Genomic DNA, 15,773 nt, shown 5'->3' with positions numbered 1-15,773 from the left:
ATCCCCCAGTAGAGGGAAGGGGAGGCCGGGCGGCAGGATCGAAGTATGAACGCGAACAGCATGAATCCAGAGGAACCCGGAACGCCAGGCACTGCAGGCAGCTCCGGCTCCGGCGCCGCCACCGGCGCTCCCACCGGCGCTGCCGGTTCCGCTTCCGGGGCACCGGGAGAGCCTACTGCCGGCGCTTCTGCGGGGACTGGTCCCGCCGCCGGCAGCTACCCACCGGCCGGTGACGCACCGACCGGCTCCCAGCAGAACTTCTTCGACTGGATCCGCAGCCAAGGCATCCGCCGTGGGCCGGACCGCTGGATCGGCGGCGTAGCAAGCGGTGTAGCCCACCGCGTCGGCATCGACCCCCTGATTGTGAGGGGCATCTTCATCGTCCTGGCACTCTTTGCCGGTGTGGGCGTGCTGCTGTACGGCATTGCCTGGGCGCTCCTGCCCGAGCCGGATGGCCGCATCCACGTCCAGGAAGCTGTCGCGGGCCGCTGGTCCGGAGGCATGACGGGTGCGTTGACCACCAGCATCATCGGGCTGCCGAGCCTGGGCCGCGGATTCTGGGGCTGGGGTTGGGATGGTCTTCCCGGCCTGTTCTGGACCCTTTTCTGGATGGGCGGCGTCTTCTACCTCATCTACTTCCTGGTCCAACGCAGCAAAGCCTCGAAAGGAAGTCCGCCCGTGAGCCAGCAGAACTACTCCGCGGCACCGGGTCAAGCCGCCTACGGGGCACCGACCTCCCACGGGACACCGACTTCCTACGGGACGCCTACCGCCTATGGGGCGACGGCTACGAGCAACACTGGCGTGCCTGTTTATGGTCCAGCCGCACCAGGCACCAAGCACCAGGGACGGCCCAACCCCACCGGCGGCTACGGCGCCCAGCCAGTTCCGCCGTCAGGCCCGTCCGGTCCCCGTCCGCCGTACGGCCCCACTCCCCCGCAAGGCTGGCAGCCAAAGCCTGCCGCCCCCAAGCGCAAGGGCCCGGGACCTGCGATCGTGGCAGTCTCTGCCGGCGCTGCATTGCTGGCCGGCGGTACCTTGAAAGCGCTCGACGCCGGCAATGTCATTGACTTGGGCAGCTCCGCCAACGCCGTGGTCTGGGCCACCGGCGCTGCCATCCTGGGCCTGGGCATCCTCGTTGCGGGTCTGCGTGGCCGCACGTCAGGGTTCCTTGGTTTCCTCGCAGTGGTTGCCCTGATCATCGGCGGCATCTTCAACGTGATCCCCAGGGACGGAGACCGCTTCACTTTCCACGACGTGACCTGGGCGCCAACCAGCCTGGAACAGGCACGCCTTGGTATTAACGTCACCGGTGCCAAGGGCCAGCTCGACTTGAGCGAAATGAACCTCACTCCGCCGTTGATCTCCGAGGTCACGATTCCCGTTGACGCTACCGCCAGCAACGTCACGGTCATCATTCCCGACGACGTCCCGGTGGAAGTCAGGGCGGACATGACATTCGGCAACCTCAATGAACGCGGCGCCGACCGCGGCGGGCGGCTTCAGGATGACACCACCCTCTACAACACCGAAAAGCCCGGAGCGAACCTCGTGGTGGAGATCGACGGCACGTTCAGCAACGTGACCATCCAGGAAGGAAACTGAACATGAGCACCAATGAGCCTGGCAAAGCGCATGAAGCCCAGCCGACAGCCCCACTGCCCAGGGAAACAAATCCGACGGAAGCCCTGCCCAGGGATACCCGCCCAACAGAAGCCTTGCCCAAGCCACGCCTTGAACAAATCCCGCTCACCCCTCCGCTTGAGCGGAGCTTCCAGGTGGAGCACGTGGACGACGACGAACCCCGGCAGGCACGTATCGGCACCGTAGTGTGGGGTCTGATCGTGATTGCACTGGCTGCCTTGATCGTCATCTCGACGCTCGGTTGGGTGACGCTGAATGGCACCTATGTGCTGATCGGCCTCATGATCGGCGCCGGAGCGGCCCTGGTGGTCGGAGGACTCCTTTCGGCCCGCAAGGGTTCCAAAAAAGTGACCACCACGAAGTGACAAAGCAACCACAACAGGGAAGTCTGTAGCCATGGACAAGTTCTTCAGCATCGTCAGGGGCTTCGGCCTGAAGCGTGGACCACAGCGCTGGTTGGGCGGTATCTGCGGAGGAATTGCGGCAAAGCTCCGGGTGGACGTTGCCTACGTCCGCGTGGCATTCCTGCTCTTCTGCCTGCTGCCCGGGCCGGCGTTCGTGGTCTACATCCTGGGCTGGCTGCTCCTGCCGGACCAGAACAACAAGATCGCTCTCGAGTCGTTCATCAGCCAGCGCTCCCGGTAGTTCCCGGTCATAAAGCGATGCGAAGCGTCCCGCCTCCTGGCGGGGCGCTTCCTTTGTTTTCGGCGAGGTTTCCAATACCGCACGGCCGGGTTCAAAAGTAACCGTTTGTGTCCCACCCCACATGCCCGTCTACAATCATGGGGAGCTCAGCGTGGCGCTCTGCACGTATTCCTCCAAGCCATGAGTGAGCAAACATGAAAATTGGCATTCTTACCAGCGGTGGCGACTGCCCCGGCCTCAACGCAGTGATCCGGGGAGCAGTCCTCAAGGGCATTGCCATCCACGGCCAGGAGTTTGTTGGCTTCCGTGACGGCTGGCGTGGTGTGGTTGAAGGCGACGTCATCGACATCCCCCGCACCATGGTCCGCGGTATTGCCAAGCAGGGTGGCACCATTCTGGGAACCTCCCGCACCAACCCGTTCGAAAACGGCGGTGGCCCGGATGTCATAAAGGCCCATATGGAACGGTTGGGCATTGACGCCATTATCGCTATCGGCGGCGAAGGAACCCTCGCTGCAGCCAAGCGGCTCACCGATGCCGGCCTGAAAATCGTCGGCGTCCCCAAGACCGTGGACAACGACCTCGACGCCACGGACTACACCTTCGGCTTCGACACGGCAGTCCAGATTGCCACGGAGGCCATCGACCGGCTCCGCACCACCGGCGAGTCCCACCACCGTTGCATGATCGCCGAAGTCATGGGCCGCCACGTCGGCTGGATCGCGCTGCACGCGGGCATGGCGGCCGGTGCGCACGCCATCCTTATCCCGGAGCAGAAGGTCAGCATCGAGGAGATCACCGAATGGGTCCAGGAAGCCCACGACCGTGGCCGTGCTCCGCTGGTGGTAGTTGCTGAAGGTTTCGTTCCCGAGCACATGGAATCGCCGCACTCCGAACGCGGCCTGGACACCTTCGGCCGGCCCCGCCTGGGTGGCATTGCCGACCAACTGGCCCCGGAAATCGAGGCACGCACGGGCATCGAAACCCGCGCCACGATCCTCGGCCACATCCAGCGTGGCGGCGTCCCCACCGCCTACGACCGCGTCCTGGCAACCCGTCTGGGCATGGCCGCCATCGACTCCGTAGTGGATGGCCGCTGGGGCACCATGGTGGCCCTGAAAGGTACTGACATCTCCCACGTGGGCTTCGAGGAAGCCCTCGGCAAGCTCAAGACCGTGCCCCAGCACCGCTACGACGAAGCGTCGGTGCTGTTCGGCTAGGCTGAATCCATGACTCTCGAGCCCACGTCCGCTGCCATCATCCAGCTGGCGTGGGCTCGCCATTTGGGGCTCGACGACGACGCTTTCGCCACCGCTGCGGCCCGGGTCACCAACTCGTCGGCGGACCCGGGCGACCCAGCGCAACGCATCACCCTCGTGGACGAGGCTGCACGGGCGGTGGTCTTCCTGAGGCTCTTCGGGGTTTCGGCATTGGTGGGGCCACAGTGGGCATTGGACGCGGCCGCCGGACTGCCCGACACCGAACTCGCCCAGCACGTCACTTTGCTGACCCTGACCCGTTCACACGGTGGGCACGGACTCGGATCAACGGCATTGTTCTTCGCTGACGATTTGCCGCTGCAGCAACCCTCGGACGACCTCACGGTCTCGCGGGGAAACCCCGAGGCGATCAGCCTGGAAGGGCTGTGCCCTCCGGACGACGTCAATGAGGTGGGGCTTCAGGGGCTCGAACACCGTTTCACCATCATGCACCCGGACGAGGAACTGCCCACGCCCGTGGCATGCGGCGCCTACTCCGAATGGGAAGGCATCCTGGCCAACATGGGCGTCCTGGTGGCACCGCCGTGGCGTCGGCGCGGCCTGGGCACCTTGGCTGCGTCCATTGCAGCGCATGAAGCCTTGGCTGCCGGCCTGACCCTCCAATGGAAGGCCGACGTCAGCAACACCGGAGCACTCGCGATGGCCCGCAGCCTTGGCTTTGCCACGGGCGGGCTCCACGCGAGTGTGCTCCTCGGCTAGAAACGAACCGGACCATCCAAAGGTGGGCTTTCGCAGCACCGTGGACCGGCTACTTTCGTGCTGCGTCCTGGGCTGCGTTTTCAGTTGAGTCCTCAGACACCGGAGCCTTCGCAGCAGAGGCGGCGTTACCACCCCAACCGCTGACGGCCTTCGGCTTGCCGAAGAACATCGCCACTACTGCACCCAGCAGGATCGCGCAGGCGGGCAACAGGATGGACTGGCTCATCGCCGTCGAGAATCCTGCATGAAGCGCTTCCGGCAGCACGCCGCCCATGGACGCCTCGCCGACCGGAGCGCCGGCAGGAGCTGCGGGCAGTTCCGCGGCCAGCCGCGACTGGATCAGGGCAGCGATGGCCGCCGAACCCAGGACAGCACCGATCTGGCGCGTGGTGTTGAAGACACCCGAACCTGCCCCGGCTTGGCGCGGCTCCAGGTTGCGGGTGGTCGCATTGGACACCGGTCCCCAGATGAAGGCGTTGGCAACGCCCTGCAGTGCGCTGGGCAGCAGGAACATCCAAATAGGGGTGTCCGGTCCCAGCAACGCCGCAGTCCAGAACAGGGCTCCGGCCATGCACACGAGCCCGAAAGCGGCAAAGTACCGCGGGTTGGCTCGATCAATGAGCTTGCCCACGAACGGCGCCAGCGCCCCCGAAATAACGGCCATGGGAATCATGAGCAGTGCCGACTGGGTGGGCGTCAGGCCGCGCACAGTCTGGTAATAGAAGATGGTGGGAAGCGGGAAGGCCGTCACCGTGAAGCCGACAGCCATGATGGTGCTGTTTCCCAACGAGAAGTTGCGGTCCTTGAACAGGCCAAGGGGCAGCAACGGTTCCCCGCCACGGCGTTCAAGCAGCCACTGCCAGACCACAAAGAGCACCAGGACCACAAGCCCGGTGACGATCAGGCCCCAGACCGAAATGAAGCCGGTGACAGTCCCCCACTTGTAGGTTTGGCCCTCCTGGATGCCGAAGACCAGCAGGAACATGCCGACGGCGGACAGCACTACGCCAACGACGTCGAACGTGTGGCTGTGCGTGGTCAGTTTCGGAACGAAACGGGTCACCAGGATGAAGGCTACGATGCCGATGGGCACGTTGACGAAGAAGATCCACTCCCAGCCCAGGCTGTCCACCAGCACGCCGCCGAGGATCGGGCCCACCAGCACGGCCATACCTGCAGTGGCTCCCCACAGGCCCATGGCAGCACCGCGGCGGTCCGGTGGGAAGATGCGCGTGATCACGGCCATGGTCTGCGGAGTCATCATGGCGGCTCCGAGGCCCTGGACGGCTCGGGCGGCGATCAACATAGTGACGTCACCGGAGAGGCCGCACCACAACGATGCCAGCGTGAAGACTACCAGGCCGATCAAGTAGAGGTTCTTGGGACCGAACCGGTCCCCCAGCCTGCCGGTGATCAGCAGTGGCACGGCATAGGCCAGCAAGTAGGCGCTGGTGACCCAGATGACGGCGTTGATGTCCGTGTTGAGGCCCTCCATGATCCGCGGATTCGCGACAGACACAATGGTGGTGTCGATGAGGATCATGAAGAAGCCCACCACGAGTGACCACAGCGCGGGCCACGGCTTAGCTACGTTTTCCAAGGGATTCCTTTGGCTTGTTTGAAAGTTCGGAGGGAGTTGGCAGGGGTTCGTCCCAGGGCAGCTGCCCGTTGCCCAACTCCTCAAGGAGGCCGCGGATCCACGCGATCTCCGTTCGGCGCATGGCTTGTTGGTACGTGATGTCTATCCAGTATTTGCGGTCCAGCCCTTTGGCCGTCACAGCAGCCTCAGCATGGACAAGGAAGTCGAGGTCGGCACTTAGCGCCACCAGCCGTTCCTCCAGGAGTTCCATCACCACGGCCGCAGGGAGGTGATGCGCCTCGGCAATGGCGTGTGGAAAGAGCGGGTATTCGTTGACAGGGGTAGACAGCATGGCTTGGAGCCGGGCGTCGAGCGCTTCGTGCCCGGCGGACGTGATCCGATACGTGGTCCGTTCGGGGCGATTGCCTTCCCGTTCGGTTCCTGTTGCCTCGACGAATCCGCTTTCCTCCAGCCGGCCGACGGCGTGGTAGAGCGTACCGGGACGTACTTTAACCAGCCTGTCTTCGTGGCGGGCCATCAGCAACTGGTACATCTCGTACGGATGCATGGGTTCTTCTGCCAGGAGTGCAAGGGATGCGACGCCAAGCGGCGTCAGATCGGCAGCTTTGGGCACACCACACCCCTCTCCATGTCATATATTCCACTACAACTATTCCACGTGGAATATAAGGGCGCAAGTAAGCCCGGCCGCCTCAGCGACCGGGCTTACCCGGCGAATAGTGTCGTCAGCCCAGGAGCGCCAAAATCTCTGACCGGGCAAACATGGCCGCAGCCTCGCGCGCCGACGGGGTTCCGGCGTCGGGGTCCGCCCCTGCGTCCAGCAGCACCCGGGCCACGCCCGTGTATCCCTTGAAGACAGCCCCTGCGAGGGGAGTCTGGCCGCGGTCGTTGACGGCATTGGCATCTGCACCGTGGTGGAGGATCAGCTGCACGGCTTCCTCGTGCCCATGGTAGGCGGCGAGCATCAGCAGGGAATCACCAGCAGCATTGGTCAGCGTGGCGGGTGCCCCGGCGGCCAAATACCCGCGCAGCAATTCGGTATTGCCTTCGCGGGCGGCATCGAACAGGGCGTGGGCTAGTGCCAACGTTTCCTCGTCGGCGCCTGCATCGGGGCTTGTGGGCTCGGAACCTACAGGCTGGTTCAGTTGGCTCATCGGTGGGGTCCCTTCAGGAATCCGGTCTGGCGCCCGACGACCTGGCCGGCGTCGGGGGCGACGATCACTTCCTGGGCAGCGACGTAAGGCTCCTCGCCGTCCATCACCGTCAGGGTTTCCTCCGCAGAAACGGACCGCTTAACCACGGCCAACGCCACGGGTCCCATTTCGAAGTGCTGCGCCACCGATGTCAGAGTACCCACCTTGCGTTCCCCGGCAAATACAACACTGCCAACGGCGGGAAGTGTGTGCTGGGAACCGTCCAACTGCAGGAAGACAAGACGGCGCGGCGGGTGCCCGAGGTTGTGCACCCGGGCAACGGTTTCCTGGCCCTTGTAGCACCCCTTGTTCAGGTGCACCGAAGTCCGGAGGAGATCCAGCTCGTGAGGAATCGTCTTCTCGTCCGTCTCGGCACCGAGGCGGGGTCGCCACGCCGCAATCCGCAGGGCATCTGCCGCCAGTGAACCTGCCAACGGAAGACCTTCCACGGCGCTTTCCAGTTCGGCCGCCGGGACCAGGTATTCGAACCAGGGACGTTCAAGTCCCGGGTGCGACTCCTCCGGGACGATGCTGTAGGCATAGCCGCCCGGGCTGACACGGGGCCATGGATCCTCCCAGACCAGGCGGGAAGTCAGCTGCTCAACTGGCTTGGTCGAGCCCAGCACGGCCCACCGCTCCGAGACATCTATGATCTCGACACGGAGCATGAACTTCATCTTGTTCAGCCACTCGGCCAAGGGCGCCGCTTCCGCGGTCTCCACGATCAGCCACGTGGTGTCGCCGTCGTCAATCACCCGGGCATCAAACTCGATACGGCCTTGGACGCTCAGCATCAGCAGTTCACTGGCAACACCGGGCTGCAGGTTGGTGAGCTGCTGCGAGGACAGCGTGTTGAGCCAGCTCAGCCGGTCCGGTCCGGATACCGTCACCACACCGCGGTGCGAAAGGTCGACGACGGCGGTACCGGTCGCCAAGGCGCGCTGCTCACGCAGCGGCTCGCCGTAGTGGGCAGCGACGCCGGCGTCCAGGCCGGTGTCCTCGACGGCGCCAGGGCGCGACAACAGAGGGCTCTTGTAAGTCATATGTAGTAGAAGTCCTTGGGGCTCAGCGGTATTCCGGGTGTGGCAATATTTCAGTTCAGCGGTATTCCGGGTTTTCGAAATCAAATCGGGTTCCCGCTTTCCACTCCTCCGGCAGGTTGCCGTAGGCAGGAATGCCACCTGCGTCGCGCAGGAGCTTGGCCATGTGGAGCAGGTTCCACGTCATGAAGGTCGTATTTCTGTTAGTAAAATCACTCTCCGGACCACCAGATCCCTCGTCCAGATAACTGGGCCCCGGACCCACTGGACCAATCCATCCGGCGTCGGCCTGCGGCGGGATGGTGAAGCCGATGTGTTGGAGGCTGTACAGCACGTTCATGGAACAGTGCTTGATGCCGTCCTCGTTGCCGGTGATGAGGCAACCGCCAACCTTCGGATAAAACGCCCATTGGCCGTTGCTGTTCAGCTCACCGGAATGTGCGTACAGCCGTTCAATGAGTTTCTTGGTCTGGGACGAGTTGTCGCCCAACCAGATGGGACCTGCGATCACCACGATGTCGGCGTCGCGGACATCCGGATAGATCTCCGGCCATTCGTCCGTCTTCCAGCCGTGCTCGCGCATATCCGGATAAACACCACTGGCGATGTCGTGGTCGACGGTCCGCACAAGCTTGGTGGTGACACCCTGCTTCTCCATGATGTCGCGGCTGATCCTGATCAGGCCATCAGTGTTGCTGAGCTGAGGCGACGGTTTCAGCGTGCCATTGAAAAAGACGGCCTTGAGACCCTCGTAGCCCTCGGGCTTGAGGTGGTTATTCACTATCTGCTCCTTTAGCTGGTTGCGTGCGGAACGAAAAGTGAGGCCTCGAGGTCAGGACACCTTATGGAGGAACGCCGAGGCGTGGGCTTCGAGTGACTTGCCGCTGGCAGCAACGTCCCAGCGCCACAGGAGGTTGCCGTCAACCAAGCCGAAAATCCGGGTGGCCGCGGTGTACTCCTTGGAGTGGCTTCCGCGCATCACCATGTCGGTGCTCAGTTGGATCTGCGGGCCCTTGATCTGGCCGTAATAGAGCTCGGTAATGCCGCCGGGGTGGGCAATCGACACAGAGATGTCGAAGCCACCGTCCTCATTGCGGCGCTCCTCAACGTCATCGGCCGTCTTGAGCACCGGAACGATATCGGCCGGGATCAGCCCGGGGCCGCCGTCGCCCTCCTGGAGCTTTCGCTCCAAAGCCCAGAAACCAGTCTCAACCGTCAGCGGACGCAGCTTTGTACCGGCGTCGTCAGCGAGCCAGGTTTCGGCCCGGTACTGCAAGTACGGAAGACCGTTATGGGTGAAGGAGGCATGCTGGATGAAATGCTCCGAATCCTCGTCACCGCTGCCGAGCCGGCCGCGGCCCTCCCACTCACCAATGAGCCAGGAAAGCGGGACGAGTTCAGGCGTCAGGTCTGTTGGGATCTCAATAGGCACAACGACTACCTTGCGTGGACTGCAGGATCAGAAGATTTACTTCTGGCCCTGGAAAAGGCGGTAAACGACAAATCCTGCAAACCAGGCCATGGCAACGCTGGCCAGGCCAAGGAGAACGAGGAAGAAGATTTCAAATGCGAGTACAGACATGATGCAATCCTAACCGCTAGTAGATGAGTAGTTTGTCTATGAAGTACGCCAAGGCGCCCACGGCCCAGACAGGGGCCACGCCCATGCCCACGGCCGCAGGAATGTTAAGCCGCCCTCGCCGGAGAGTAGTCATTCGCCGGAAGCACACCAGGACCGAGCCGACCACGACGCCCACCAAAGCCGCGGGAAGCACCGCGATATCCGAAAATACCAGGCCAGCCAACGGACCCATGAGGCCAGCCATAATAACGCCCAAGGGAGCGACGATGCGGTCCGGCCAACGGATGATTCCCACCAGCAGTGCCACTGCTGCGCTGAGGCCGGCCACCAGGACCATTTCCTTGACTCCGTTGAACCGGGCGCTGGCAATCCAGCCTGCGCCAAGGCAATTGAGCAGTACGCCTGCGCTGCATCCGAGTGTTGATTCCAGTCGCTGGGCCTGGCCCGTGCCCCGCACGAGTTGAACCACGAACACCGCCATCACGCCCAAGGCAACAAAAGCAGGCGTTCCGTCCAGGAATCCAGGAGCAGGCAGGTAGGCGGCAGTCACGGCCGATCCTGCGCCGGCCAGCCCAATGACGGACGCCAACGTCTTTTTCGCCGGGACGCCAAGGAAATGTGGCCAGCCAATGCCCACGGCCGCGGACGCCGCGATGCCAACGCCCACCATGGCTTCCCGGGAAACGAAGGTGCTGGCCACGATGGCTGCGAGCGCCACGAGTCCGAATACCCCGATGCTCCAAGACTTCACTGTGTGCCGACCTCAATCCGATGCGCCCTACGACCTCTCGACAATCCTGCCTTATGCCGGCCCAATATGTCGTAATTCCGGTGCCAGCCCGTCACGAATCCATGTGTCGCAGGGCACTGGTGGGTATACTCAGACTTCAACGGCGCACTGTATTGGCCTTGATCCCGTTACAACGGGCAGAGGTTGCCAATGCGCTGTGACCGACCGGTGAGATTCCGGTTTCGACGCCCGATGATGCGCGTACAGCCCATTGGAGGAACTATGTCGCACATCCTGCTCCTGACGAACAGCACCGGCTCATCGGTGGACATTTTGCCTGCCTTGGAGTTGCTGAACCACCGTGTGCACATCCTCCCGGCAGAGCCCACCGCATTACTCGAAACCGATCCCACGGACATCGTATTCCTGGATGCCCGCAAGGATCTGGTGGGCGCCCGCTCATTGACTCAATTGCTGAAGGCCACCGGCCTGAGCGCGCCCCTCATGCTGATCCTCACAGAAGGCGGCATGGCTGCCGTTTCGTCAGCATGGGCCGTGGACGACATTGTCCTGGACTCCGCCGGTCCGGCAGAGGTGGAAGCGCGCATCCGCCTGGCCATGGCGCGGGCCGTTCCGGGCGAAGAGGAAACGCAGACGGAGATCCGGGCAGCCGGCGTCGTTATTGACGAAGCGAGCTATACCGCACGGGTCAGCGGCCAACCACTGAACCTGACTTTCAAGGAGTTCGAACTCCTGAAGTACCTGGCACAGCACCCGGGCCGCGTGTTTACCCGCCAGCAGTTGCTCACCGAAGTCTGGGGCTACGACTACTACGGTGGTACCCGTACCGTGGACGTCCACATCCGGCGGCTTCGCGCCAAGCTTGGCGTGGACCACGAAAACTTGATCAGCACTGTCCGAAACGTGGGCTACAGGCTCACCCTTGTCCGGCTCCCTGACGATCAGCTCTCTGAAGCCTAAGGGATTCCGCTACACCACTCGGGCCTAGGCCAACGCCCCCATGGGGTCCCATGCCGGCAGCACCAGAGGTGCCGCGTTCAACGCCCGCCGCAGCTCCGGGGACACCCGCGATTTGTTGACCACCACCTCGAAAACATATTCGTCGAACCAGTTGTCGGCCATGGTGAAAAAGCCTTGGTCGCCGATTTCGTCGCCCCAACTGTTCTCCACTCGCCAACGGCGCGTCCTGCCTTCAAATACGTCGACGCCGGTCAGCAGCATGGCATGGGTCATCGCCGACTCGCCAAAGCGGACCCGCTCCTCCTTGCCCATGGAGAGCTCTGCATCGTAGAGGCTCGCATAGTCAAACAGACGTGCGTTCCAAATTCCGTCTTTACGGACCATCTGCGGACCAACGTCGCAGCCGAACCAGACCGGCTCTCCGTCCAGGATCGCGTCCCTGGCCAATTGCTTGGCCAGGGAGATATCCACATTGAGGTAAAGCACCGGATCCGCGCCCACCACATTGCCCAGGTGTTCCACCGTCAAGACAGTCCCCTTGGGATGTTCTCTCCGGGGGTCGTCCACCAGGCACACGTAGTCATCAAGATTGATCGTGCTGAACCGAGCCAGGAATTCCTGCGGAGTCAGGCTTCCCACCCGATGGAAGGACTTCGAGTCATCGGTGTATTCCCAGTCAACACTGCTCGGCGGGGTGCCGAGGTGAAGGGTAAGGATCCGGTGGACATCGGCGATGATCCGGGCTTTTGTTTCTTTCTGCCCGGCTGTGTCGCCGTCGGAGTCAAGACGGCGTAAGTCCATCGCTCCCCGGCGCAGAAGGGAGCGCAGGACCGCGTTCATGCGCCCTGTGTTGGAGGAGGACTCCGTCTCCGGCATCGCGGCCTTGGGCACGGCCCCATACTTGCGGAAGATGTTCACGGCCATGTTCCATTGCCCGCCGTCGCCCAGGACGGTCTGCAGCAGGTATTGCACAAGACGGTCGTCCTCGCTGCGTCCGGCGGTTTCCACCATGGACTCCAGGAAGTAGTTGGCTCGTTCCAGCTTGTCGAAATACATTGCGTAGTTCTGCGAAAACTCGAACTCTTTGATGCCCAGTTTCTCTTTTGCCCCCACCCGCAGCAGGTTCAATGCCGCGAAGAGCCAGCACCGGCCGGACTTCTTCTGGTTTGTGACCTTCCAATCATCAATGCGGTTCGAAACTGTCCTGGACATGGACGTTGCCAGCTGGTGATCAATGGCGAGCTCATCGACGCTGACGCGGACTATGGCGTTTTGCTTCTGCCTCAAGACAGCGTCCGCCACGAAGGACCCGTGCAGGGCGGCCAACTGCCCGGTGGTCAGGCGCGCTTCTGTGGGGGTTGTGGGTTCGGGCAAACCTTCCGACCTCGCTGGAACACCCAACGGGAGCTCCAGCGGCCGGCAGACGATGCTGTTCATGTGGATTTATCTCTCTGCTGCTGCCCACGGACATGGTCATCCGAGGCATTCGGTTGTGGCATAGGAAAGCTCCAGGCGTCATTACTGGTGCACTTCGCACCCGCAGTACATGTTCCGGCACGTGTAACAGGCCGGCATCATCTTGCAGCGTGGACAAACGTTGCAGGAGATTGGCTCTGTGTGCTTGCCGGCATCCAAGGCCGTGTAAGCCTCGCCGCAGCGGTAGCAAGGTGGTCGGGCCAGGCTGCGCTCTATCTGTTCCGCATTCTGCTCAGTCATGACTCCGTGTCCACACCAAACACCCACAGGCCCGCAAGCACCATGAAGAGGATCCCGGTGAGCAGATCAGTGCGGATGCGGGGAATGAAATTGGCAATCGTGCGGCCGAGCTGATGCCCAAGCAAGGACATCACAAAGGTTGTTACAGCGAACAAGATGGGCGCAAGCCATGGTGAATAGCCAGCAAGACCCAGCGCCGCGCCGGCGGCCACGTTATCCAGGCTCAGCGGTATGGGCAGCCAGCGCCTGGCCGTCTTCATATCCAGGTCGGCATGCTCCGGGGACCGGAGCGCCTTGATAATGATCCATAGGCCGTATGCCGCGAGGCCTGCCGCCCCAATCATCTCGGCTGGTTCCTCCAGCTCGGTGGTCAGGTAGGAACCGATAAGAATGCCGACCACCGGCGCCACGCCGTCCCACACTCCGAAAATCAGAGATGTCCTGAGGGACGTACGCCATGTCGGTTTGAGTCCTCCGAGCACCAGCGATGTCCGGAAGTTGTCCAAACCCAATGTGAATCCAAGCCCTATGAGTGCAAGCATTACTTGTCCTTCAAAACTGTCGACGAAAGCGCTACGGGAATGCCTTTCGGTGCCGGTGCAACAGCCCGTTTGGTCCGGCCCAACTGTGGTCTCGGAATCAGCGGGCCAGGTGCCGGCCTCAACGGGTGGTTTGCGGCCGCAACCGCCGCCTCAACCAGCCCATGGTCGGGAGACAAATGGCAGACGGGGTCGGTCCTGGAAGCGTCACCAGTAAGGGCAAAGGCCTGGCAACGACAGCCGCCGAAATCGATCTCCTTCCGCTCACAGCTGCGGCAAGGATCAGGCATCCAAGCGTCGCCGCGGAACTGCTGAAACAAGGGCGACTTCTCCCAGATCCACTCCAAAGAGTGATCACGCACGTTGGCAGGAGGCAATCCGAGTCCGCGGGCCAACTCATGGGCCGCCGGACAAGGCAGCGCCTCGCCGTTGGGCACCACGGTGAACTGGCGGCTGGCCCAGCCGTCCATGCATGGCTTGGGGTATTCGCTGTAGTAATCGGGAATGACATAAATGATCTCCATCCGATCCCCGAGCCGTTCCCGGGCCTCGTTCACCACCACCTCCGCGCGGGCCAGCTGGTCCTCGGTGGGCAGCAACTCCGGCTGATTAGGGCCCGCCCAGCCGGCATATTGGGTGTTTGCCAGCTCAACGCGATCGGCTTCCATTGCTTCTGCCATCCCGATGATCCCGCCGATCCTGTCGATGTTCTGCCGATGAAGCACGACGTTCAGGGTCAGGGGCCACCCCAGCTTCTTCACGAGGCGTGCTGCCACCTGCTTGCGTTGGAACGAAATGGTCCCGGCGATGTGGTCTGATGCGGCTTGCTCATCGGCCTGGATGCTGAGTTGCACATGGTCCAGGCCCGCATCGCGCAGTTGTTCCGCACGCCGGGTGGACAGGCCAAGACCACTGGTGATCAGGTTCGTGTACAGGCCAAGCTGGCTGGCGCACTGCACCAAATCGACAATGTCGTGGCGTTGCAGTGGCTCACCGCCCGAAAGGTGCAGCTGAAGAACGCCGAGCCCAGCGGCTTCGGTAAATACCCGTTTCCACTCCTCGGCGCTCAGTTCGTCCCGGTAGTCGTCGAGCTGAAGCGGGTTTGAGCAGTAGCCACACTGCAGTGGACAGGAATATGTGAGTTCCGCCAGCAGTCCGTAAGGCTTATCCATGGTCTATCTCCATTCCATGCTTGGTGACGAGTTCGGCCACGAAGTGTCGAACGTCGTCGTCGGCGACGTGTTCGTATCGGCTTCGCAGCTCGCTCACGATCTCTCCAACGGTCCGTCGCGAGTCGCACAGCTCCACGATCGAGGCGCCGGTGGGATTAATGGCCCATACCGTTTCCGGCGAGAGCAGCGCGTACTCTCCGCGCGCGGTGTTGAAGACCATCCGCACGTGCGGTGCCAAGCGAGGCCGCCAGGCGTCGTCAATGGTTTCCAAAACCCTGCTCCATCGCATCGAGCATGCTCCAGAGCACATCGCACTTAAAGGACAGGGCCGCCATCGCTGCCGCCTGCGTTTCGTGGGTGACACAGTGCTTCCGGACGACCTCAAGGCCGTGATCCGAGTCCCTGGGCGCCTGCGTAATACGAGCTCGAAAGTAAGCCAGGCCCTCCGGGCTGATCCATGTGTAGTGCCGCTCGAAGGCTGCGAGGCGCTCCGCCATCAGGTTGGGTGCGAACAACTCGGTCAGGGAGGATGCCACGGCCTCAACCCAGGGCCGGGTACGTGCAAAGGTGACATAGGCGTCCACGGCGAAGCGCACTCCGGGGAGGAGATGCCTGCTGTCCTCGACCTCCTTGCGTGTCAGGCCAACAGCTTCACCCAGACGAAGCCACGATTCGATGCCGCCGGTTCCCTCGGACGTACCGTCGTGGTCTATGACGCGTTGGACCCAACGACGCCGGACCTCACTGTCCGGACAATTGCTGAGAATCGCCCCGTCCTTCCTTGGGATGTTCGCCTGATAGTAGAAGCGGTTTGCAACCCACCCGCGGATCTCCTCGGGGCTGGACTGTCCTTCGTTCATCCGGCGGTGGAAGGAGTGCTCGCTGTGGTATTGCTTGGCATGGGCGCGGAGTGCTTCTTCAAGCTCATCGGGGGTCAGTACTGCCGTCATCT

The 15,773-nt window shown here is 62.7% G+C and carries 18 protein-coding genes; 6 read left to right on the top strand and 12 right to left on the bottom strand.

All coding sequences use genetic code 11. From position 1 onward, the window contains the following. The first annotated feature begins 45 nt into the window (after window positions 1–45). The 5 genes from GVL04_RS17565 to GVL04_RS17545 all read left to right on the top strand — a co-directional run bounded on the left by GVL04_RS17565 (window position 46) and on the right by GVL04_RS17545 (window position 4,268). Window positions 46–1,605, top strand: a complete 1,560-nt coding sequence (locus tag GVL04_RS17565; protein ID WP_200846889.1) for a PspC domain-containing protein — start codon at window positions 46–48, stop codon at window positions 1,603–1,605. 2 nt (window positions 1,606–1,607) lie between these two features. Beyond that, window positions 1,608–2,009: a hypothetical protein gene (locus GVL04_RS17560; RefSeq protein WP_159706943.1), complete on the top strand. Its 402-nt coding sequence runs from the start codon at window positions 1,608–1,610 to the stop codon at window positions 2,007–2,009. Between the two features lie 31 nt (window positions 2,010–2,040). Next, a complete protein-coding gene (locus GVL04_RS17555; protein ID WP_026539791.1) occupies window positions 2,041–2,289 on the top strand; it encodes a PspC domain-containing protein in 249 nt (82 codons plus the stop codon). Window positions 2,290–2,483: 194 nt separating this feature from the next. Then, window positions 2,484–3,509 (top strand): ATP-dependent 6-phosphofructokinase, encoded by a 1,026-nt coding sequence (locus GVL04_RS17550; RefSeq protein WP_159706941.1) that lies wholly within the window; start codon window positions 2,484–2,486, stop codon window positions 3,507–3,509. A gap of 9 nt (window positions 3,510–3,518) precedes the next feature. After that, window positions 3,519–4,268, top strand: a complete 750-nt coding sequence (locus GVL04_RS17545; protein WP_159706940.1) for a GNAT family N-acetyltransferase — start codon at window positions 3,519–3,521, stop codon at window positions 4,266–4,268. A 49-nt stretch (window positions 4,269–4,317) separates the two neighbouring features. On the opposite strand, the gene GVL04_RS17540 is transcribed toward GVL04_RS17545, so the two are convergent. The 7 genes from GVL04_RS17540 to GVL04_RS17510 form a co-directional block, all read right to left on the bottom strand. Further along, on the bottom strand, window positions 4,318–5,868 hold the full coding sequence (locus tag GVL04_RS17540) for a DHA2 family efflux MFS transporter permease subunit (RefSeq protein WP_159706938.1): 1,551 nt from the start codon (window positions 5,866–5,868) through the stop codon (window positions 4,318–4,320). Then, a complete protein-coding gene (locus GVL04_RS17535; protein WP_159706936.1) occupies window positions 5,852–6,481 on the bottom strand; it encodes a PadR family transcriptional regulator in 630 nt (209 codons plus the stop codon). The genes GVL04_RS17540 and GVL04_RS17535 overlap by 17 nt, the downstream gene beginning before the upstream one ends. A gap of 112 nt (window positions 6,482–6,593) precedes the next feature. Continuing rightward, window positions 6,594–7,022, bottom strand: coding sequence for an ankyrin repeat domain-containing protein (locus tag GVL04_RS17530; RefSeq protein WP_159706934.1), 429 nt, complete (start codon window positions 7,020–7,022; stop codon window positions 6,594–6,596). Beyond that, window positions 7,019–8,104 carry a folate-binding protein YgfZ gene (locus GVL04_RS17525; protein ID WP_159706932.1) on the bottom strand — a complete coding sequence of 362 codons (1,086 nt, stop codon included), beginning with the start codon at window positions 8,102–8,104 and terminating at the stop codon, window positions 7,019–7,021. Before GVL04_RS17525 ends, GVL04_RS17530 begins: the two co-directional genes overlap by 4 nt. A 55-nt stretch (window positions 8,105–8,159) precedes the next feature. Beyond that, window positions 8,160–8,882 carry a flavodoxin family protein gene (locus GVL04_RS17520; RefSeq protein WP_159706930.1) on the bottom strand — a complete coding sequence of 241 codons (723 nt, stop codon included), beginning with the start codon at window positions 8,880–8,882 and terminating at the stop codon, window positions 8,160–8,162. 51 nt (window positions 8,883–8,933) lie between these two features. Next, window positions 8,934–9,533 carry an FABP family protein gene (locus GVL04_RS17515; protein WP_159706928.1) on the bottom strand — a complete coding sequence of 200 codons (600 nt, stop codon included), beginning with the start codon at window positions 9,531–9,533 and terminating at the stop codon, window positions 8,934–8,936. Between the two features lie 166 nt (window positions 9,534–9,699). Continuing rightward, the gene (locus GVL04_RS17510; RefSeq protein WP_159706926.1) at window positions 9,700–10,434 is read right to left on the bottom strand and encodes a permease; all 735 of its coding nucleotides are present in this window, start codon (window positions 10,432–10,434) and stop codon (window positions 9,700–9,702) included. A gap of 261 nt (window positions 10,435–10,695) precedes the next feature. Here GVL04_RS17510 and GVL04_RS17505 point away from each other — a divergent pair, with 261 nt between their 5' ends. Further along, complete coding sequence (locus GVL04_RS17505) at window positions 10,696–11,394, top strand: response regulator transcription factor (protein ID WP_159706924.1); 699 nt, start codon at window positions 10,696–10,698, stop codon at window positions 11,392–11,394. A gap of 24 nt (window positions 11,395–11,418) precedes the next feature. On the opposite strand, the gene GVL04_RS17500 is transcribed toward GVL04_RS17505, so the two are convergent. The 5 genes from GVL04_RS17500 to pqqC form a co-directional block, all read right to left on the bottom strand. Continuing rightward, complete coding sequence (locus tag GVL04_RS17500; RefSeq protein ID WP_159706922.1) at window positions 11,419–12,831, bottom strand: aminopeptidase C; 1,413 nt, start codon at window positions 12,829–12,831, stop codon at window positions 11,419–11,421. 275 nt (window positions 12,832–13,106) lie between these two features. Next, window positions 13,107–13,652: a manganese efflux pump gene (locus tag GVL04_RS17495; RefSeq protein WP_159706920.1), complete on the bottom strand. Its 546-nt coding sequence runs from the start codon at window positions 13,650–13,652 to the stop codon at window positions 13,107–13,109. Next, a complete protein-coding gene (gene pqqE / locus GVL04_RS17490; RefSeq protein WP_159706918.1) occupies window positions 13,652–14,821 on the bottom strand; it encodes a pyrroloquinoline quinone biosynthesis protein PqqE in 1,170 nt (389 codons plus the stop codon). The genes GVL04_RS17495 and pqqE overlap by 1 nt, the downstream gene beginning before the upstream one ends. Next, window positions 14,814–15,092, bottom strand: a complete 279-nt coding sequence (pqqD, locus tag GVL04_RS17485) for a pyrroloquinoline quinone biosynthesis peptide chaperone PqqD (RefSeq protein ID WP_159706916.1) — start codon at window positions 15,090–15,092, stop codon at window positions 14,814–14,816. The genes pqqE and pqqD overlap by 8 nt, the downstream gene beginning before the upstream one ends. Then, window positions 15,079–15,771: a pyrroloquinoline-quinone synthase PqqC gene (gene pqqC, locus GVL04_RS17480; RefSeq protein ID WP_159706914.1), complete on the bottom strand. Its 693-nt coding sequence runs from the start codon at window positions 15,769–15,771 to the stop codon at window positions 15,079–15,081. Before pqqC ends, pqqD begins: the two co-directional genes overlap by 14 nt. Between the last annotated feature and the right edge of the window lie 2 nt (window positions 15,772–15,773).

Source organism: Arthrobacter sp. 18067, assembly GCF_902706295.1.
GTDB lineage: Bacteria > Actinomycetota > Actinomycetes > Actinomycetales > Micrococcaceae > Arthrobacter.
This window is presented reverse-complemented; position numbering and strand designations above follow the sequence as displayed.